Consider the following 19020-nt stretch of genomic DNA (forward strand, 5'->3'; position numbering starts at 1 on the left):
CATGGCACAGCGCATCGCGTACACAGGCGCCCCTGTGCTGACCCCGCAGGACATTGCCACCTGGCGGCGCAACGACGCGGTGCTGCTGGAAAGCGACCTGCTGGAGAACATCGTGATCCCCGGCGTGGTTGCCCAGTGCGAATCCCGCACCGGCGCGGCCATTCGAGAGGCCCGCTATGTCGAGCACTGGCCGGTGCACCGCCTATCGGGCGATGCGCTGGATACAGGGCAGGCCTTTGAGGTGGAGTCGGTCGAGGTGCTTGCGCCCGATGGCACAGCCACCCCGATCACCGCGCCTGTGGTGCTTCGCAGGGAACAGCGCGAGTCGTTCGTGTCGTTCCCCGAGGGGCGCCCCGCAGGCCTGCTGCGCATCACCTACAAGGCCGGGGCCGACCTCAATGCGTATCCCGGCGTGCGCAACTGGCTGCTGATGCACATCGGCACCGTGTATGCGCAGCGTGAATCGCTTGTCACCGGGACCATCGTGGCAGAGCTGCCCAGTTCGTTCCTGGACCACATGCTGGCCGAGATCACCGTGCCCCCTCGCTTCTAGGAGTCCATCGTGTTGCAGGCAGGAAAGTTTGATAAGCGCGTGCGGTTCGAGCAGCCCTCGGATGCGAAGGCAGCGTTTGGCCACCGCCAGCCCGGCTGGACTCTGGTGAAGGACGCCTGGGTGCGCATCCGCCCCGCAGGCAGCAACGAGCGCGTGGCTGCATTCCAGATGCAAAGCGGTCAGACCCATGTGGTCGAAACCGGCTACCACCGTGCGCTGGCTGTGGCCACCGGTAAGTGGCGCATTGTGTTCGGCGCCCGCACTTTCAACATCGTTGGCCTGCCACGCAACCGTGACGAAGCCAACGAGCTGCTGATTTTTGATTGCTCGGAAGGGGGCGCAGATGGCCACTAAAACTGTAGTTATCCAAGTCCGCACCGCCTGGTGGGTGCGGCCGTACATTGCGGCCTGTGTGGTGTTCGCAATGCTGCACGGTTTGCAGCCCAACGCAGACAAGATCGCGCGCTTCGTGGCCCGCCACGGCATGCGCATCAAGGTGCTGTGATGGCTTCCGAATTCAGCATTGGAGGGCTGTCCGAGTTGCACAAGACCCTGCAGGAGCTGCCCGGCAAGATTGAAGGCAACGTGATGCGCGGCGCCCTGCGCGCTGGTCAGAAAGTGTTGCTTGAAGCCGCACGCGCAAACGTGCCGGTTGCACAAGGTGACCTGCGCGACAGCATCCGCATCAGCTTCAAAAGCCGCAGCCAGAAATATGGCTGGGTGCGCATGCACCTGGTGGCGGGCAACGCCAAGGCGTTCTACGCCCACATGGTCGAGTTCGGTACGGCGCAGCACTTGATTGCCGTCACGGAGAAGGTGCAGCGCAAGACGCGCCGGGGCACGCGGGACGTTTCGATCAAGAAGATGAACCAGATGCTTAAGAGCGGCGCGCTGCGCATCGGTGATCGGTATGTGGGCCCCAGCGTGTTGCACCCTGGCGCTGCATCCAAGCCCTTCATGCGCCCCGCGTTCGACTCAGCAAACACGCAGGCCCTCACGGTTGTGCGGGACTACATCGCAAACCGGCTACCCAAAGAAATAGCCAAACAGGGGAGATAGCGGCAATGACCGATGTGGATGCCGATGTATTGATTGCCGAGGCCCTGCTGCAGGCCCCCGGCATTGCCGCCCTGGTCGGGGACCGGTGCGCGCTCAGGCAGCTGCCGCAGGGCACCGATTTTCCTGCGCTGGTGTACCAGGTGATCACATCCACCGACTCCCCGTATTTGGACGATGAGTCCGGTGTGTCGGTGTTCCGCCTGCAGATCAACCCGCTGGCGATGGACATGCCCACCGTCAACCAGATCCACAAGGCCGTGGCAGACGCGGTGCTGCCCGTGCGGGGCCAGGTGATGGCGGGCAAGCGCGTCATCCGCGTGCAGTCCGAAGGCCGCGCAGGCGTTGACCAGGACCAGCTCACCGGCGCGTGGACGCGCCCGGCTGACTACCTGGTGACATTCGACACATAGGCCCCTCGCAGGGCCCCACAAGGCGTGCCGCCTGGAGTGATCCCGGCGGCTTTTTCATGCCCGCGCATTGCGGGTTTTTTTTATAGGAAGGCAACCGCAATGGCAACCGCACCCAAAACGCACAGCTCTGCTGGCACCACCATCGGCATCGCATCTGGCGCACCGGCCACCTGGGATCAGGCGGGCTTTGTCGCCCAGCTCTTTGGCAAGATCGGCAAGATCAAGAACGCGGGCGAGTTCGGCAAGAAGTTCCAGCTCATCGCAAACCAGTACCTCTCGCAGCGTGGCGAAGAAAAGCGCAAGGGCACATTCAACGCGGGCACGCTCTCCATCCAAGTGGACATCCTGAAGGGCAGTGCTGGCCAGGACCGCTGCGAGGAAGCGCTGGACAGCGATGACGACTACTCGTTTGAAATCACCTTGCAGAACGGCCGCACCTTCTGGGTGCGTGGCCAGGTCACGTCGTTCCCCATCAACATCGGCGGCGCCAATGACATGACCAGTTCCACCATCACCGTGGAACTCAACCCCATCTTTCTGGCGAGCGGCGACGAAGTGGCCGCGCTGGAAAAGACCCCCTGACCTTCGCCTAGAAGGCACCCCCGCACCGACTCCGGCCCGTTTCACCCTTCGCAGGGGTGGGCGGGCTGGGGCACGGGCACATCCCGGCCGCTGCAGTGCACACGTGTGCACAGCGCGGCTTTTTTGTTTCATCCCTGCGAAAGACGAACCATGACCAAGACCACCACCACTGCAGCAGCTGCATCCGACTTTTCCGCGTTCCTGCTGGACACCACCAGCCGCCTGGAACTGGAGCTGCCCAACGGCGCCCCCATGCTGTGGGACGGCAAGCCCGTGGCCGTGCTGCTCTTTGGCCCCGCCACCGACGAATACGCCAAGGCCCGCGCAGCCATGGAAAAGGAAAGCGCCGCCCGCGTGTTCCGCGCCATGGGTGCCAACAAAAACAAGAAGAAGAACGGCGAAGACGACGCCGAGGCCGACGCCAAGTTTCTGACCGCCATCACGGCCGAGTTCGAAAACTTCCCTTACCCCGGCGGGCCAGCTGCCATCTACCGTGAGCCGCGCCTGAACTACATCGGCAACCAGGTGCGGTCCCACGTGAACGACTTGGGAAACTTCTTCAAGGAATCTGCGAAGAGCTGACCCTCGCCGCAGAGCAGCTGGGCTGGGCGGCCCGCCGTGTCCCTGACGCCGAAGGCAAGCCCAGCGACAAGACCCGCGCGGAGCAAGTAGAGGAAAACGGCGGCTGCATCGAATTGCCCGAGCAGACCGCTCCCTACCTGCTGGACTACCTGCAGCGCATGGGCGTCTATGGCCACGGTGCCATGGGGCCTGTTCCGCTGTCAGCGCTGGAGATCCGTGCCTGGTGCGAGGGCAGCGGCATTGGGCTGCAGCCCTGGGAGTTCGAAGCCCTGCGCGCCGCATCCCGCGCTTACGTCGTCAGCCTCACGGGCACCGACGACACCTTGCCGTATGGCGACCCTGAAGAGCTGGCAGACCCCGACGTGGTGGACGCCCGGCTTGAAGCCCTGTTTAGCCGACTGACGCGGCCAATCCACCGTAGAAGAGACTGACCATGAACATCGCGACCCTCACGATTGAGATGGCCGCCAATGTGGCACGCCTGCGCCAGGACATGGACAACGCGGCCAGCGTGGTGCAGGGCGCCACTGCCAAGATGCAGAAGGCTGCAGAACTGGCGGGCAAGGCCCTCGGTCTTCTCGGGGTGGGCCTGTCCATGACAGCCATCACGGGCTTCATTCGCAACGCCATCGATGCGGCCGATGCGTTGGATGAAATGTCTGGCCGGGTGGGTGTTGGCGCAAGGGAGCTGTCGGCGTTGCAGCTGGCGTACAAGCAGGCAGGCATGGGCAACGATGCTATGGCATCCAGCCTGGCCAAGCTCTCGCGCCAGATGTCCGAAGGAAACGCCGGGCTGCGCGCGCTGGGTGTCAATGCGCGCAACGCGGATGGCAGCTTGCGTGGCACAACTGAGGTACTGCTGGACGTAGCCGACAAATTCACCAGTCTGGAAGACGGGGCTGCAAAAACCGCGCTGGCTATCGAAATCTTCGGCAAGTCGGGCGTCGAGATGGTGCCCCTCTTGAATAGCGGGTCCGATGGCATCGCCAAGTTGATGGATCAGGCCGTCAAGCTCGGCCTGGTCATCGAAGACAGTACCGCCGCGCAGGCCGGGCAGTTCAACGACACGTTGGAACTGCTGGGCCTGGGCGTGCAGGGCGTGGGCACGCGCATTGCCGCGCAGCTGCTGCCCACGCTCACCAACCTGACGGCCTCGTTTCTGGAGTCCATGACCTCGGGCGACCGGCTCAAGGGCGTGGCCGACTTCCTGGCCGCCAGCCTCAAGATTCTGTACACCGTGGGCCTGGGCATCGTTGAGGTGTTCTCCACGGTGGGCAAAACCCTCGGCGCTGCCATGGGCCAGGTCATGGCCATCCTGCGCGGCGACTTCGCGCAGGCCTCAGCCATTGGCAAGGAGTGGCAGAAGGATGTCACGGCCGGGTGGTCTGCCACCAGTGCGGCGGTGCAGGCGGCATGGTCTGCTGAGAGCAATGCGGCAGTGGTGTCTGCCGCTACCACCATGAAGGTCAGCAAAGACCTTCTGGCCGAAGAAAAGGCCCGCGAAGAAGCCGCCAAGAAAGCCAAAGCTGCTGCCGACAAGGCGGCTGACGAGGCGAAGAAGAAAGCCGAAGACGGCGCCAAGCTCGCGGCCAGCCTGCTTGCCCAAGACTCCGGCCTGGGTGGGGACTTCGCGGAGAAGTGGGAGAAGCTCAGCGCTGCATATGCCGCCAATGGCATCAGCCTCGAAGTCCTCACGGCCGCGCAGCGGGAGTTGCTGGAGCAGCAGCCCCTGATGAAAAAGGCCTTCGACGATGCCGTGAAGGCCTCGCAGGCCGCAGCCGATGCGCGCAAGAAAGAGACCGATGGTATTGATGCCTTCATTCGCGCGCAGGAAGAGGCGGCAGCTGCGACGCTCAAAGCAATCCGCGACCGCATCACTGGCCTGCAGGACGAAGAGCAGGCTGCTGAAATGGCGCGCTCTCTCAACATCGGCTTGGCCGAGGCGGTGGAGCGCGTTGCCATCGCGCGCAAGCTGGAAGAGCAGGCGCGCTACAGCAAAGGAAGCGATGGCTGGGAGCGTGTTCGTCGCGAGATCGAGGAGCGCGAAAAGCTCCTGGCTTTGATCGCCAAGAAAGACGTGCGCGAGCGCGAAGAGCGCGGCTGGACGGATATGTGGTCCAGCGTGGACCGCACCGCGCACGACGTGTTTGTGAACGTCTTCGAGGGCGGCTCCAACGTCTTCAAGAAGCTGGGCCAAACCCTCAAAGCCAGCGTGCTGGATGTGCTGTATCAGATGACTGTGCGGCGCTGGATGATCAACATCGGCACCAGCATCTTCGGTGGCGGCTTTGGCGCAGCAGCTCAGGCCGCAACGGGTGGGGGCGGCTTGCTCTCTGGGATCGGCAGCATTGGCAGCGGCTACAGCCTGCTGTCGGGTCTGGGTGGTGCGTTTGGTGGTGGCATGGCGGGCGGCTTTGGCGGCCTGCTGGGCAGCCTGGGCCTGTCGGGCGCGGGCACCACGCTGGGGGGCGCAATGTCTGCAGGCTCCATTGCACTGCAGTCGGGCAACATCCTGGGCGGCCTGGGCACCTTTGCAGGCGCGTTGGGCCCAATTGCATTGGGCATTGGTGCCCTGGTCAGCCTGCTTGGCAAGGACACCTCCGGCACGTTTCACACCGGTGCATTGTCTGATTACAGCGCTGCGACGGGCGCTGCCAACAGCACCACACATGGTGCTTTCGGTATGGGCTTCGGGGGCGTGGACTTCAGCGCGCAATCGCAGCAGTTCACCGCAGGCCTGGCAAAAAGCATCACGCAGCTGCTGGATGGCACGGCGGCCACCTTCGGCAAGGAGGGTGGCTACCGCGTGGCCACGGCTTTTGCCGATGACACCAGTGAAGACGGTGCCTGGGGTGGCCTGCTCATCCGCAGGATGGAAGAAACCATTCTGAACTGGGACGACACGCGCACCAGCCGCTGGGCACCCAAGGAGTTCGCCAATGGTGAGCAGGGCCAAAAAGAATACTTGGCCGCCTTGGGCAGCAGTGTGCGTGAGGCCCTGGACAGCATCGGTCTGCCAGGCTGGGCCACCACCATGCTGGACGCATTGGGGGAGGGCGCCAGCATTGAGCAGATGGCGGGCGTGGTCGCGCAGATCAACAACGTCAAGGCAGTGTTTGCGGACTTCGGGCGGTACATGCCCACGTTCGCCAGTCTGGCAGACGCCGCGATCTCCAAGCTCGCGCAGGCATCTGGTGGGGTGGAGGCTCTTACGGCCAACATGTCCACCTTTGTGGCCAACTTCTTCTCTGAGGAAGAGCGTCTTGCGGTAGCCACCGCAAACGTCGCGGCAGAGCTTGCCAAGCTGGGCTTTCAGATGCCGCGCACGCGCGACGAATACAAAGCCATGGTGCAAGCCCAGCTAGCGCTGGGTGATGGCGGTGCGGCCACGGCTGCTCGCTTGCTGGCTTTGTCGGGCGCTTTTGCCGGGGTGGTGGCTGGCGCCGACAGTGCGGCTGAATCAACCCGGGCGCTGGCTGAGCAGCTGGAGCAGCAACACAAAGCGGCGGTGGATTCGATCTACAGCTCTTTCAAGCGCGCTCTGGCCCAAGACCGCGCAGCGCTCAACGATGAGGCTGCGAAGGTGCGGGACACCATCAGCGGCATCTCTGATGTTGTCTCGATGCTGCGCAGCAACGCGCGCGATCTGGCCCTGTCGGTGGACAGCACCGCGCAGATGATGGCCGCGCAGGGCATGGTCTATGTCGAACAGGCGTTGGCAGGCGTTCGCGCCGGAGCGTCTGTCACCGACTATGCAAGCCTGTCCGACGCGATCAGCGCGGCGCGTAGCGGCATCGACAAGGGTGCTTACGTGTCGCAGTTCGAACGCGACCGCGATGCACTGGTGTTGCGGGGCCAGCTGGAAGAAATGGCAGACCGTGGAGTGCTTGAGCTGAGCGTCGAGGAACGGCAGCTCAAGGGCATCAACGATCAGCTGGAATATCTGGACAGCCTGGACCGCAGGGCAGACGCGCTGGTGAATGGCACCGTTGAGCTGACCGATACGGTGTCGGGCTACTTCATGCAGTTGCTGGCCTTGCTGGCGCCCGAGAAGCCTGAAGCCGGTGGCGGCTCTGGTAGTTCCAGTGGTAGCCCGTTCGTGATCGGCGGGGGAGGTGGTGGTGGCGGGGGCGGATTCGACCAGGCTGAACTCAAAGCCCAGAGCATCCGCGACTACGTTGGCATGGTCTACAAAGACTCCACCAACTTCGCCGACCCGCACGCGCTGGCGCAGATCAGCGCCAATGCCTACTTGGGCGACTGGTCGCTGGCTGAAATGGCAAGCGCGCTCAAGGTGCCAGCCGAAGACATCGTGGCTCTGATGGAGGGGGCCGGTTTCACGCACTGGCGCGACCAGCTCCCTGCGTTTGCCACCGGCGGTGCATTCACCAACGGCATTGTCAGCAGACCCTCGTTTTTCAACATCGGCCAGATGGGGGAGGGCGGGCAGTCTGAAGGCATCTTGCCGCTGGCCAACGTGGGCGGCCGCCTGGGCGTCTATTCGATGGGTGGCGGCAACGCCGAGGTGGTGGCAGAGCTGCAGGCGTTGCGCATGCAGTTCGGCCAGGTGCAAGTGCGCCTGGCTGCGATTGATGCCAACACCGAAGGCCTGCCGCAGATGGTGGACCACACCGACCAGGTGACAGAGGGCGGCATTGGCACGCGCACTGAGATCGTCAACGTTGCGCCGCTGGCCAGCGCCATTGCGAAAGAAATAGCGAAGGAAATTGCATGAAGCCGCTTACTGCTGCTCGCGTGCTCGTGCCCGTGAAGATCACCCCCGCGATGATCGGCGCGGGCACCAGCGTGCCTGAGCCCAACACAGCCAACGGAGAAGTGGCGTGGGTCCCCAGCGCCGCCTACGTGGCCGATGACCTGCGCACCTACAACGGCTCGGTGTGGTCCTGCGTGCGGGACCACACCGGAAGGGCAACGCCGCCAGAAACAGAGGCGCCCGGCTACTGGCTGCGCAAAGGGCCTACCGACCGCATGGCGCCGTTTGATGACTACGTGTCCACCAAGGCACGCGGCACGGGCACGCTCACCTTTGTGGTAACGCCCGGTTTTGCCAATGGAGTAAAGGTCTATGGCCCAGAAGGCGCTGCGTATTCCATGGTGGCCCGTGATGGGCCGGGTGGTGCCGTTCTGAAGTCCGTGTCAGGTGACCTGTACGCGCAGGCTGCGGGGTTCTACGAATTGCTGTACCAGCCTCTTCGGGCGCTGGATCAGTTTGGCATGGACGACATACCGCTGGCCCTGAACACGGAGATCACCATCACGATCACCTCGCCTGGCGGGGGGGCTGTTGCGGTGGGCGTTATCAAGGTGGGCGACTGGCGCCAGCTCATCGGAGATTCGAAGTGGGGCGGTGTGGTTCCCGGTGCTGAATCGACGCGAAAGACCTACACCTACCGCGACTACAAGCCCGATGGAACCTACACGCAGACGGTGCGCCCCGCGCGCTCGCGGGACGTGACCTGCCGTGTCGTTCTCGATGCCCAGCAGGCCCTATATGCCGATGCAGTGCTCGACGAAATCGCAGACGTGGCTGTGCCCTTCGAGGCCACCGGCCTGCCTCATCTCGGTTACTTGAACACGCTGTGTTTTCTCTCTGGCTCCATCCGCGCCGACGACTACGGCGGCGCTTCTCTGAGCCTCAACGCTAAAGGCAATATCTGATGGACATTCAACCAGCCGCTACGGTGTCGGTCATACCGCCGTTCCCGATGCCTGCAGACCGTGCGACCTTCACGTACAACAGCAAGGCTTTGACCTTTGGGTTGCACATGGGGTCGCCTGGCCCCTTCGTTGGCGAGATGAACGCTCTGACCGCGAACGTCGCCTACAACGCGGGGGCCGCCCGGTGGTTTGCAGAGCGATCCGACGAATCCCGCGCCAGCGCTGCGTCGCTTGCTGCGGCCGCTGAGGTCAGTGCGCAGAATGCGGCCGTGCTCTCTGGTGCTGATCGGTGGGTGGCGGGCAACTACACCCAGGGCGACCCGGTGTGGTCCCCCATCTCGATGCTCACATACCGCCGCATCCCTGCAGGCGTAACCGCCAGCGCCGTAGACCCCGCCAACGACCCCGCTGGCTGGCGCCTGACGGGCTCGCCGCATTCAATGCCGCAAAAGGACATCACCACGCCGCTGGACATTGACACCGGCTTGCCGCACCTGTTGTCGGTGGGCGTGCACTACATCGTGCTGCACCCGCTCGCTGTGTGCTCCATGCCCGCCGGTGCCGTGGCCCAGGAAATGGTGCGCGTAACCAACCGCAGTGGGGCCACCACGCCCACGCTGCTGCGCAACGGCTCACTGTTTGACAACGATGCTGGCGACATGCAGCTCGACTCGCTGACGGCCGACAAGACTTACACAAAAACAGCATCAAGGGGGTGGCTGTAATGCTCTCGTTCAATCGAAAATTTGGCCTGGGCGCAGCCCTGCGCCAGCGCTCCATCTGGTCCGGCAGTGCCCGCTCCGTCAATGGTTTGGTGACCGCGCAGCTGAACCCCTTCAAGCCACGCGGCCTGACCAGCCCTGCGAATCTGTTTCTGGAGGGAGTGTCAAACAACGGCACGGTGTATACGGGCATGGCTGGAGCCAACGTCTACACCTCGCCCGACCTTGTGACCTTTACGCAGCGCACGGTTCCGGGTAACACCAACGCTGGAGTGGCGGCGGTCGGCACGCGCATCGCTGCGCACTCCTTCAGCAGTGGCGTCAACAGCCACTTCCTCTACGTGAGTTCTGACAACGGCGCAACGTGGAGCGGGGGCACGAGCACCGGGATATCCGGCGGAGGCAACGGGTCGCTCCGTGCAGCGGGCGGTATTGCCTTTGCCTTCGGGAACATCCCGACTACAACCGTTTATGGGTGTGATTCGACAGGCGCCATTGGCGCGCGCACCATGCCCGAGTCGAAATTGTGGGTCTCAGTGGCGAGCACTGGCGCTGCATGGGCGATGGTGTCTAGCACCGGTACAGCGGCATACAGTGCCAACACAACGGCCTGGACCGCATCTGCGAGCTACGCCACCGAGGCGGCCAAGTTGCCTGCGGCCCCAAGCCAGGTGTATGCAGTGGGGGCGCGCCTTGTGGCCGTGGCGATCTCTGGCACAGCCTTGGCCACCATCTATTCAGATGATGGCGGCGCCACCTGGCAGCAGGGTGCCGCCTATGGCGTCTTCTTGGAGGGACGTTCCTTCACCGGGCTCTCTCCGTTCCACGCAGTGCTAGACGGGCACCTCTACATCAGTGCCGTTGCTGGGGGGCGGGCTCAGATTTTGAGCACGCACAACGGCATTGCCTGGCGCTCCCACATCGACATCAACACAGACGGCACCCTGCCTGGCCTGTGCAAGCGCCCGGGCGTGGATTCGTTCATCTTCAACGGCAGCACGACGGCGGGGCCAGCGCTGGAGACCAACACGGCTGCACAGGAGCTTTACTATGAACTTTGAGTTTGATCTGTGGGGCTGGTACATCGGCCAGGTCGAAGAGCCGGGCCTGCGCACCACGCCGGTAGCCCCCGCCAACACGTCCCTCACCGAGGTGGAGGGCGAGCCTCGTGCCAACTGGACGGGCGTGGAGTGGGTGGAGCTGCCCTACCTGGCGCCGCCCGCCCCGGTAGAGCCCGAGGCAGACCCCCGCCTGTGGTGGGTTGACGTGGGCCCGTTCTACGACCGCTTTGGCACGGACGCCCTGGCCATTGCCGCCAGCGACCACGGCGCATGCAAGGCCGTGCAGACCCTCACCGGCGTGCGCAAGTACATCGACCTGCGAGACCCGCGTGTGGCCGCAATGATCGACATGCTGATCGCCACAGCCCAGCCTGCCGCACAGCCCTGGGCGCCAGGCTCCGGCCCCATGACCGCCGCGAAGAAGTTGGCCATCCTGACCACTCCGACCGTCGAACACGAACGCCACATCAAGGGCCTGGAGGGCTGATCCATGCAAGTCGCTTTCTACAAAGGCCGCAAGCGCCTGTTCAACCGGCTCACCGCCTGGTGGCTGCGTGGCCCCTACAGCCATTGCGAGCTGATCCTGGGTGCCGATGCCCAAGGCCGTTCCATTTGCGCCAGCAGCTCGTTCATGGACCGGGGCGTGCGCGTCAAGCACATGGCCCTGAACCCTGCCCACTGGGACGTGATCGAGGTGGGCGGCAGTGTTGCCGATGCGCGCGACTGGCTGCAGGCGCACAACGGGCAGGGCTACGACCTGCTCGGCTTGGCTGGCTTCATCGCCCGCGTGCTGGGCCACGACAAGGCCCGGTGGGTGTGCAGCGAGGCTGTGGCCGCAATGCTGGGCCTGCCGGATGCCTGGCGGTTCGACCCGTGCAGCTTGTGGGCTGCGCTGAGCCGGACCCCCGTCGGGACAGGGGGCGTGCATGCCGCCACCTGATGAGTACACGGGGCCCGAGCGCCGCGCCGCCACACCTTCTGAGGTGCGGCTGACCGAGGAGACCGGCGCCTGGCTGGAGTCGAAGATGGCTGCAGCTGTGCGCGAGGGCATCAAGGGAGCGATGACCGAGGAGACTGCCGCCGCGTTCTGGGCTGCGGGGCTGACGGTGTTGCAGAAGCAAGCCACGCAGCACGCAGGTCGGTTTGTGCTGGGCGGACTGTGGGGGTTGTTTCGCAAGGCCAGCCTGTTCATGGCGCTGGGGGGCATCGTGTATGCCATCGGCGGGTGGGCGGCGCTGGCGACCCTGTTCAAAGCACTTTTTACGAGCGGATCACCATGAGCACCAAAGACCCGATTGCGCTGATTGCAGCGCTGCAGGACGCCAACGTGCAGGCCTTCTTGCGCATGCTGCGGCATGGCGAGGGCACTGCGGGCGATGACGGCTACCGCGTGATGTTTGGCGGTGGCCACCTGGTGGGGCTGGATGGCCAGCCGGGCACGGCCGACGACTTTGCCGACCACCCGCGCCGGGCCATCACCCGCAAGCTGGGGGGCACGCCCATCACCAGCACGGCGGCGGGGGCGTACCAGTTCCTGTCGAAGACCTGGGACGGGCTGGTGAAGCAGTATGGCTTCGCCGACTTCTCGCCCATGAACCAGGACCTGGGCGCCGTGGCGCTGATCCTGGGCCGCAAAGCTCTGGACGATGTGATCGCCGGGCGCTTTGAGGACGCCGTGCGCAAGTGCAACCGCGAGTGGGCCAGCCTGCCAGGTAGCCCCTACGGCCAGCCGGTGGTGACCATGGCCCGGGCGCGGCAGGAGTACGAGGCCCACGGCGGGACGTATGCACCGGCTGCGCCCGAGGTGGCGCCCACGCTGGACGATTTCATCAACCCGGTGGCGCTGGCCGCCGACACCATCACCCCTCAACCCTCCAAGGAGCAACCCATGGCCCCGTTTGTCGCTGCAGTGCTGCCATCCCTGATTGACCTGGTGCCCAAGCTGGGCCGCTTGTTCTCGTCTGGCTCTGAGACTTCGGAGCGCAACATCAAGGCCGCCGAGATCGTGGTGGCGGCGGCCAAGGAAGCCATTGGCGCGCGCAATGAGCAGGAGCTGCTGGAGACCATCGGCAGCGACCCGGCTGCGGCCGCTGCCGTGCGCGGGGCCATCGAAGCTCAATGGTTCAAGTTGGAAGAGGTGGGCGGCGGCATTGTGGCCGCGCGCGAGGCCAACGCGGCGTACCTGCAGCCAGGCACACAGGGGTTTTGGCACAACCCGGCGTTCTGGATCTCGCTGTTGCTGCTGCTGCCGCTGTATGGGCTGATCGTGGATGTGCTGTTTGTTCACCCAGACAACTACAGCAGCGAACTGCGCGTGCAGTTTGTGACGGCGCTCCTTGGGGTGATTGCCCTAATTGGTGCGTACTGGCTGGGGACCAGCTTCAGCAGCCAGCGTAAGACGGAGTTGCAGGCGGGTGGGGGGAAGTTGCCGGGGGGCTAACAGCCGTGCACACGCGTGCACGGCCTAAGAGGCCCGGCGACTTGATCTATCAATGAGCGTAGGTCGTATCGCCTGCAGAGCGTTCAACAAATTCCAGGCGAGTACGGATCAGATTATTGATGGCCCTAGTGGAATCGGCGATTCGAAGCTGTTGCCGAACCTGCGTCAACGGCACGTGCTCCACCAACTGGACGATTGCCGCATTGATGAAGGCGGATGGGACAGCAAGAATCCCGTTAAAGGAGAGAGTTACCTCTTCTCCTTGCGCCAACCGAGGCTTGAGCAAGTCAAAAATTGCTTGCCCATCCGCGTAGGTAGAAGCTTGGGGCGCGTGCTCCTGGATGCGTATGACTACCATGTGAACACCTCCTCTTCGGTATCGTTTCGGAGTTCCTGCAGTGTATCGGTTTCGAGGACAACGCGCACCAGTGTGCCGGGGTAGGCCCAGTCTGTCTTCCACGCCCTGATCTTAGGTTCTTCGGGCCCTCGCTCCGCTTTGGCGTATCCCTGGCCAGATCGGATGGTTACATGACCACCATTTTTTTGTGCTGTGAAATTTGCAAGTTGCCAGAGGCCCCATCCCCTGTTCGAAACCACCGAGCCAGTGGTAAAGCCCTTTTCAAACGCTTGCTCCAAGGCGTTGCTATCGGAGATGTTCGGAATTTTTGTGCGCACCCTGTGCGGAATTCCCTTACCGTGATCGGATATTATCACCTCAAGAGTTTTTCTTTTAGGGTAGTGTTGGGCAAAAACACAGCCCTCATTGACTCCTGAGTGATAAGCGACGTTGTGATAAGCCTCTTCAAGAGTTGCCCTGAGCACATCTAAAGATTGTGGCGTTATGCCTAAAGAGGTTGCAATCCATGGCATTAGTTCGCCTGTTAGATGGCCATAGTAATTATTGATGCCAAAAATATGGATTGGCACCGTTGTTGGCCTTCTGGTCCTGCCCTGGAAAACTCGAGTTCCGATCATCGTGGAATAAAATCCACTGTCATCTAGATAGTTGTTGACATCGGTGGTCATGTCGTGGTTGGTGAATATAATTTCCTTTTGATAGTGCTCAAGTATTTTTATTGAATTGTAAAGAGCGGCTAGCCCTGATGGATCAATAAAAGTTATGCCTGAAAAATCAAAAACAACTCCACGTGCATTCTGGAGAATAACTTTATTAATCACTTCTTCATGAATGAAATGATTGCATTCCTGATGGGTCAGGCGATAAGGTATTTTTACTGCGCGCATTGATTTCTTTTGTAGGCCGATGTCTCGATCAGGAAGTTTAAACTCTCTCGCTGCTTCGGGTCATTGGCGTTGGCGTCCAGCAGGTGGCGCACTAGCATATGGGTAGCAACGCTTTGGCTTGCGCTGCTGTACCGCTGGCTTGAAAGAGTAGGCATCCAAGGGCTAGACCACCACCGGCACCGCCCACCAGGCCTGCTTCAGGTATCTGTGGTCCGCATCAAAGTCCTGGCCAGTCAGGCGCATTCCCCCGTGAAGCATCCGCAGATGCGCGTGGTTGAGTGGTGGCAGCAGAGCAGAATGGTCTGGCGCCCCCTCCTTGGGTAATAGCAGGGCGTGGTGAAGTGGCTCGCCTGTACCTGGGCGTTTAAGTCGGTACACCAGCCATCCGCGTTGCCCGTTGGCCCTGGCCACCTCATTCTGCAGGCGTTTTCCCTGGCCGTCGTAGAGCCGATAAACGTTGCAGTACATGCGCCTTCAGAACGGGATGCGCTCTACCTCAAAGCGGCATGTGGCCACGTCCCCAAACTCTTGCAGGGCCACCTGGCGGGCCTGCGCATTGGCCTTGCCCCAATGCTGCACTAGCGCCAGGTCGCCAGGCGAAAGTGGGCCGGGCGGCATAGCCTCCAGCGCCTGCATCGAATCGAGTGCTGCAGCCACGTTGTCTGCTGTGCCGTAGGTTCGCTCAAGTTCTTGCGCGTACTGCGTTTCAATCCTCATGCGGTCGGCCGCGTGCAGATCTTCGGGGTAGTCGCGCAAGGCGACTGAATAGACGATGTCAAGGGTGTGCATGGTGGTTCCAAAAATACACTGTGAAAATATACAGTATTTTGTTGTTGCACTCAATCGCGCGGCATTTCGTTCATACCCTCCGGCGCGTCGTACCCTCCCACCAGGTTGCCCTCTCGGTCGATGCGCAGCGCGCGCGAGTTGCCCCCCCTGCCAACCAGGATCAGGTCTATCTGGTAGTCGTGCCCCGTGGCCGCAGGATCTGGCCGCATGCCCCTGGCATAGACCACGATGCGCTCGAAAGTGTCGGCCACCAGTTGGCGGGCGCGCAGCCTGGCGTCTATGTCCTGGGCCTCCACACCGGCCGCAAGGGCGCGCCAAGCTTCGTCGGCGCCTTTGGTGTCTTTGCGCGCCAGGTTGGCCAGCTCGTGCTCTGCCGCCTGCAGGGCTCTTTGCGCGTCTTGCAGCTCGGTTTCCAGCTGGCGGGCCCGGCGGGCAAAGACCATGGGCGTTCCCTCACCCGCGCTAGCCAGCATGGCGTCTGTGATCTTCTCCAGCTGCGCCTCGATGTCCCTCACGCGGCCGCGCGCTGTGGCTACGTGCGCGCGCTGCCCCTCGGTGCGGTCAGTGCCAAACAGGCCCTGCAGGTTCACGATGTCGCTGCAGTAGGTCATGATGGCCCGCTCCACCGGCGCCACGCTGGTGCTGGCCTGCACCGCGCAGCCGCCACCATAGGCCGCGTTTGATGCGCAAAGCAGGCGCCGGTAACCGTCGCGGATTCGCCCATCTGGCAGGCGTGGCTTCGTGGCCAGGTTCTGCCCGGCCATGGGGCGGCCGCAATACCCGCACACGGTGATGCCTAGCCCTGTGATGACATGCGGCAGATCCCCCTTCACCCTGCGGCGCCCCGTCTGCGCGGCCACCCGCTGCAGCTCGTCGTACTCGGCCTGGCTAAGAATGGCGGGGTAGTAGCCCTCAAGCAGGTACTGCTCGCCGTCCACGCTCACGGGCTTGGCGCCCATCAGCTGCGGCATCTTGATCATCCGATAGATCTGCTGCGTGTGGTTCGCATCGCTTGTGCCGTACAGCTGCAGGCCCTCGGCATTCAGCGCCTGCACGATGCGCTTTCCCCCCTGGCCGTCCACGTACAGCGCTATGGCCCGGCGCACAGCCTCCACCCGCTCGGGCACCAGCTCCCATCCCCCATTCGGCCCGCCTGGCGCCTCGTGCAGCCAGTCGGGGTCGTGCCCCTGGCGCACCCGGCCGCGATAGGTGCCCGCCTTCCATCCCTCGCACAGCCGCCGAATGCTGGCCTTCACCCGCTTGCTCTTGGTGTCACTTTCCTCATGGGCCCGGATCATCACCAGCAGGCTGTACACCAGGTCCATCGGGTTCTCTTTCAGGCGCTCCCGGCTGTAGGCCTTTCCGTCGCTGGCAGTGACCACTGTGATGCCCGCATTTACAATCTGGGCCAGTTGCGCCTGGGCCTGGATCGGCTCGGCGCGTGAGAGCCGGTCTAGCCCCTCTACGACAAGCACCGATCCAGACGCGATCCGCCCGGCCTCAACCCCCGCCAGGAACGCCCCCAGCGCCCCCGATTTGACGTGCCGCTGGTGGTAGGCCGACAGGCCTTCGTCCAGCATCGTGAGCTTGTCGTCCAGCTGCAGCCCGTGCTCTGCTGCCCATTTCGCGGCGTATGCCTCCTGGCGTTCGCGGCTGTGGCCAGCGGCCTGGCGCGGATCAGAGAACCGCATGTAGCTGTAGACAAGACCTTTCACAATCACCCCCACCATGACTGAAACGATAGAAAAACCAGCACGCTCGCCGCGTATAGGTATGGTATCCCTCGGATGCCCCAAGGCGCTGACCGATTCCGAACTCATCCTCACGCAACTGAGCGCAGAGGGCTACGAAACCTCCAAGACCTTCCATGGCGCGGATCTGGTCATTGTCAACACCTGTGGCTTCATCGATGACGCCGTCAAGGAAAGCCTGGACACCATTGGCGAGGCGCTGGCCGAAAACGGCAAGGTGATCGTCACCGGCTGCCTGGGCGCACGTGCGGGCGAAGGCGGCGGCAACATGGTGCGCGAGATGCACCCCAGTGTGCTGGCCGTGACCGGGCCACACGCCACGCAGGAGGTGATGGACGCCGTCCACCTGAACCTGCCCAAGCCCCATGATCCCTTCATCGACCTGGTGCCCGGCGGTTTCGGCATCGCGGGCATCAAGCTCACCCCGAAGCACTACGCTTACCTCAAGATCAGCGAGGGCTGCAACCACCGCTGCACCTTCTGCATCATCCCTTCGATGCGTGGCGACCTGGTGTCGCGGCCCATTGGCGACGTGCTGAGCGAGGCCAAGGCCCTGTTCGAAGGTGGTGTGAAGGAGCTGCTGGTCATCAGCCAGGACACCTCGGCCTATGGCGTGGATGTGAAGTACCGCACCGGCTTCTGGGACGGCAAGCCCGTCAAGACGCGCATGCTGGAGCTGGTGCAGACCCTGGGCGAAATCGCCGAGCCCTATGGCGCCTGGGTGCGCCTGCATTACGTGTACCCGTACCCCAGCGTGGATGAGGTCATCCCGCTCATGGCCACGGGCAAGGTACTGCCGTACCTGGACGTGCCCTTCCAGCACAGCCATCCCGACGTGCTCAAGCGCATGAAGCGCCCCGCCAGTGGCGAACGCAACCTGGAGCGCATCCAGCGCTGGCGCGAGGCCTGCCCTGAGCTGGTGATCCGCAGCACCTTCATTGCGGGCTTTCCGGGCGAGACCGAAGAGGAGTTCCAGCACCTGCTCGACTTTGTGCGCGAGGCGCAGATCGACCGTGCGGGCTGCTTTGCCTACAGCGATGTGAACGGTGCCGCCGCCAACGAGCTGCCCGGCATGCTGCCGATGGAAGTGCGCGAAGAGCGCCGTGCCCGCTTCATGGCCGTGGCCGAAGAGGTCTCCATCGCCAAGCTGCAGCGCCGCGTGGGTGCCACCATGCAGGTGCTGGTGGACCACGCCCCCGCGCTGGGCAAGAAGGGCGGCCGGGGCCGCAGCTATGCCGATGCGCCCGAAATCGACGGCGTGGTGCACCTGCTGCCGCCCGAGAAGATCAGCAAGCAGCTCAAGGTGGGCGAGTTCACCCGCGCGCGCATCGTGGGCACGCAGGGGCATGACCTGGTGGCCGTGCCGGTGTGAAAATCGCCCGGGCTGTCAAATTTGCTATGGTTTGAATAGCTGTCAGCGCTTGCCCATCAGGCGCTGAGCCTCAACAACACCAATAAAAAAGGCTTCCCGAGGGAAGCCTTTTTGGTGGGCCGAGGCAGAAGCCTCAGACAAGCCTTACACGCGCTTGCGGTATTCGCCGGTGCGGGTGTCGATTTCGATCTTGTCGCCTTGCGACACGAACAGGGGCACAGGCACTTCGAAGCCGGTAGCGATCTTGGCGGGCTTGAGCACCTTGCCGGACGTGTCGCCCTTGACGGCGGGTTCCGTCCAGGTGATTTCGCGCTCGACGCTGGTGGGCAGTTCGACCGAGATGGCCTTGCCGTCATAGAACACCACTTCGAGGGACATGCCGTCTTCTAGGTAGTTCAGTGCGTCGCCCATGTTCTCGGCTTCGACTTCGTACTGGTTGTATTCGGTGTCCATGCACACATACATGGGATCGGCGAAGTAGGAGTAGGTGCACTCCTTCTTGTCCAGGATCACGTTGTCGATCTTGTCGTCGGCCTTGAACACGTTTTCGGTGCCGAAGTTGCCGATCAGGCTCTTGAGCTTCATGCGCACGGTGGCTGCACCACGGCCGCCACGGGCGTATTCGGTCTTCAGGACAACCATGGGGTCCTTGCCGTGCATGATCACGTTGCCGGCGCGGATTTCTTGAGCGATTTTCATAGCGAGTTGCTTGGGTTGGGGCCGCTCAACGCGCGGGCCGGTGGCTTTCTGTTGTCTCGCAGGGGAGGCAGAAGGC

Annotated in this window: 22 protein-coding genes; 17 read left to right on the forward strand and 5 right to left on the reverse strand. The window is 63.2% G+C overall.

Features of this window, described 5'->3' with window-relative positions:
* Position 1 precedes the first annotated feature (1 nt).
* From ACYZGB_RS05775 to ACYZGB_RS05850, 16 genes are all read left to right on the forward strand, one after another.
* Positions 2–553 (forward strand): hypothetical protein, encoded by a 552-nt coding sequence (locus ACYZGB_RS05775; protein ID WP_462387284.1) that lies wholly within the window; start codon positions 2–4, stop codon positions 551–553.
* A 9-nt stretch (positions 554–562) separates the two neighbouring features.
* Positions 563–907 (forward strand): phage head closure protein, encoded by a 345-nt coding sequence (locus ACYZGB_RS05780; RefSeq protein WP_462387286.1) that lies wholly within the window; start codon positions 563–565, stop codon positions 905–907.
* On the forward strand, positions 897–1058 hold the full coding sequence (locus tag ACYZGB_RS05785) for a hypothetical protein (RefSeq protein WP_462387287.1): 162 nt from the start codon (positions 897–899) through the stop codon (positions 1056–1058). The genes ACYZGB_RS05780 and ACYZGB_RS05785 overlap by 11 nt, the downstream gene beginning before the upstream one ends.
* Positions 1058–1612, forward strand: coding sequence for an HK97-gp10 family putative phage morphogenesis protein (locus ACYZGB_RS05790; protein WP_462387288.1), 555 nt, complete (start codon positions 1058–1060; stop codon positions 1610–1612). The genes ACYZGB_RS05785 and ACYZGB_RS05790 overlap by 1 nt, the downstream gene beginning before the upstream one ends.
* A gap of 5 nt (positions 1613–1617) precedes the next feature.
* A complete protein-coding gene (gene gp17, locus ACYZGB_RS05795) occupies positions 1618–2022 on the forward strand; it encodes a tail completion protein gp17 (protein WP_462387289.1) in 405 nt (134 codons plus the stop codon).
* A gap of 99 nt (positions 2023–2121) precedes the next feature.
* Positions 2122–2604 carry a hypothetical protein gene (locus tag ACYZGB_RS05800; protein ID WP_462387291.1) on the forward strand — a complete coding sequence of 161 codons (483 nt, stop codon included), beginning with the start codon at positions 2122–2124 and terminating at the stop codon, positions 2602–2604.
* Between the two features lie 150 nt (positions 2605–2754).
* Positions 2755–3186, forward strand: coding sequence for a hypothetical protein (locus tag ACYZGB_RS05805; protein WP_462387292.1), 432 nt, complete (start codon positions 2755–2757; stop codon positions 3184–3186).
* A 113-nt stretch (positions 3187–3299) separates the two neighbouring features.
* Positions 3300–3617 (forward strand): hypothetical protein, encoded by a 318-nt coding sequence (locus tag ACYZGB_RS05810; RefSeq protein ID WP_462387293.1) that lies wholly within the window; start codon positions 3300–3302, stop codon positions 3615–3617.
* Positions 3618–3619: 2 nt separating this feature from the next.
* Positions 3620–7921, forward strand: a complete 4302-nt coding sequence (locus ACYZGB_RS05815) for a hypothetical protein (RefSeq protein WP_462387295.1) — start codon at positions 3620–3622, stop codon at positions 7919–7921.
* Positions 7918–8865 (forward strand): hypothetical protein, encoded by a 948-nt coding sequence (locus ACYZGB_RS05820; protein WP_462387297.1) that lies wholly within the window; start codon positions 7918–7920, stop codon positions 8863–8865. Before ACYZGB_RS05815 ends, ACYZGB_RS05820 begins: the two co-directional genes overlap by 4 nt.
* The gene (locus tag ACYZGB_RS05825) at positions 8865–9590 is read left to right on the forward strand and encodes a hypothetical protein (protein WP_462387298.1); all 726 of its coding nucleotides are present in this window, start codon (positions 8865–8867) and stop codon (positions 9588–9590) included. Before ACYZGB_RS05820 ends, ACYZGB_RS05825 begins: the two co-directional genes overlap by 1 nt.
* Positions 9590–10648, forward strand: coding sequence for a hypothetical protein (locus ACYZGB_RS05830; protein WP_462387299.1), 1059 nt, complete (start codon positions 9590–9592; stop codon positions 10646–10648). Before ACYZGB_RS05825 ends, ACYZGB_RS05830 begins: the two co-directional genes overlap by 1 nt.
* Positions 10638–11135 carry a hypothetical protein gene (locus ACYZGB_RS05835; protein ID WP_462387300.1) on the forward strand — a complete coding sequence of 166 codons (498 nt, stop codon included), beginning with the start codon at positions 10638–10640 and terminating at the stop codon, positions 11133–11135. The genes ACYZGB_RS05830 and ACYZGB_RS05835 overlap by 11 nt, the downstream gene beginning before the upstream one ends.
* Before the next feature lie 3 nt (positions 11136–11138).
* Positions 11139–11588 carry a hypothetical protein gene (locus ACYZGB_RS05840; protein WP_462387301.1) on the forward strand — a complete coding sequence of 150 codons (450 nt, stop codon included), beginning with the start codon at positions 11139–11141 and terminating at the stop codon, positions 11586–11588.
* Complete coding sequence (locus tag ACYZGB_RS05845) at positions 11575–11928, forward strand: hypothetical protein (protein WP_462387302.1); 354 nt, start codon at positions 11575–11577, stop codon at positions 11926–11928. The genes ACYZGB_RS05840 and ACYZGB_RS05845 overlap by 14 nt, the downstream gene beginning before the upstream one ends.
* Complete coding sequence (locus ACYZGB_RS05850; RefSeq protein ID WP_462387303.1) at positions 11925–13088, forward strand: glycoside hydrolase family 24 protein; 1164 nt, start codon at positions 11925–11927, stop codon at positions 13086–13088. The genes ACYZGB_RS05845 and ACYZGB_RS05850 overlap by 4 nt, the downstream gene beginning before the upstream one ends.
* 49 nt (positions 13089–13137) lie before the next feature.
* On the opposite strand, the gene ACYZGB_RS05855 is transcribed toward ACYZGB_RS05850, so the two are convergent.
* From ACYZGB_RS05855 to ACYZGB_RS05870, 4 genes are all read right to left on the reverse strand, one after another.
* The gene (locus ACYZGB_RS05855) at positions 13138–13446 is read right to left on the reverse strand and encodes an STAS-like domain-containing protein (RefSeq protein WP_462387304.1); all 309 of its coding nucleotides are present in this window, start codon (positions 13444–13446) and stop codon (positions 13138–13140) included.
* Positions 13440–14333, reverse strand: coding sequence for a histidine kinase (locus ACYZGB_RS05860; RefSeq protein ID WP_462387305.1), 894 nt, complete (start codon positions 14331–14333; stop codon positions 13440–13442). Before ACYZGB_RS05860 ends, ACYZGB_RS05855 begins: the two co-directional genes overlap by 7 nt.
* A 474-nt stretch (positions 14334–14807) precedes the next feature.
* Positions 14808–15122, reverse strand: coding sequence for a hypothetical protein (locus tag ACYZGB_RS05865; RefSeq protein WP_462387306.1), 315 nt, complete (start codon positions 15120–15122; stop codon positions 14808–14810).
* A 50-nt stretch (positions 15123–15172) separates the two neighbouring features.
* The gene (locus ACYZGB_RS05870; RefSeq protein ID WP_462387308.1) at positions 15173–16852 is read right to left on the reverse strand and encodes a recombinase family protein; all 1680 of its coding nucleotides are present in this window, start codon (positions 16850–16852) and stop codon (positions 15173–15175) included.
* On the opposite strand from ACYZGB_RS05870, the gene rimO reads away from it, so the two are divergent.
* Positions 16851–18245, forward strand: a complete 1395-nt coding sequence (rimO, locus tag ACYZGB_RS05875) for a 30S ribosomal protein S12 methylthiotransferase RimO (RefSeq protein WP_462387309.1) — start codon at positions 16851–16853, stop codon at positions 18243–18245. The two genes, ACYZGB_RS05870 and rimO, sit on opposite strands and share 2 nt — an antisense overlap.
* 144 nt (positions 18246–18389) lie before the next feature.
* Here rimO and efp read toward each other — a convergent pair whose 3' ends face one another.
* A complete protein-coding gene (efp, locus tag ACYZGB_RS05880; protein WP_056421144.1) occupies positions 18390–18944 on the reverse strand; it encodes an elongation factor P in 555 nt (184 codons plus the stop codon).
* Positions 18945–19020 lie beyond the last annotated feature (76 nt).

The organism is Acidovorax sp. Q11, from assembly GCF_054950075.1.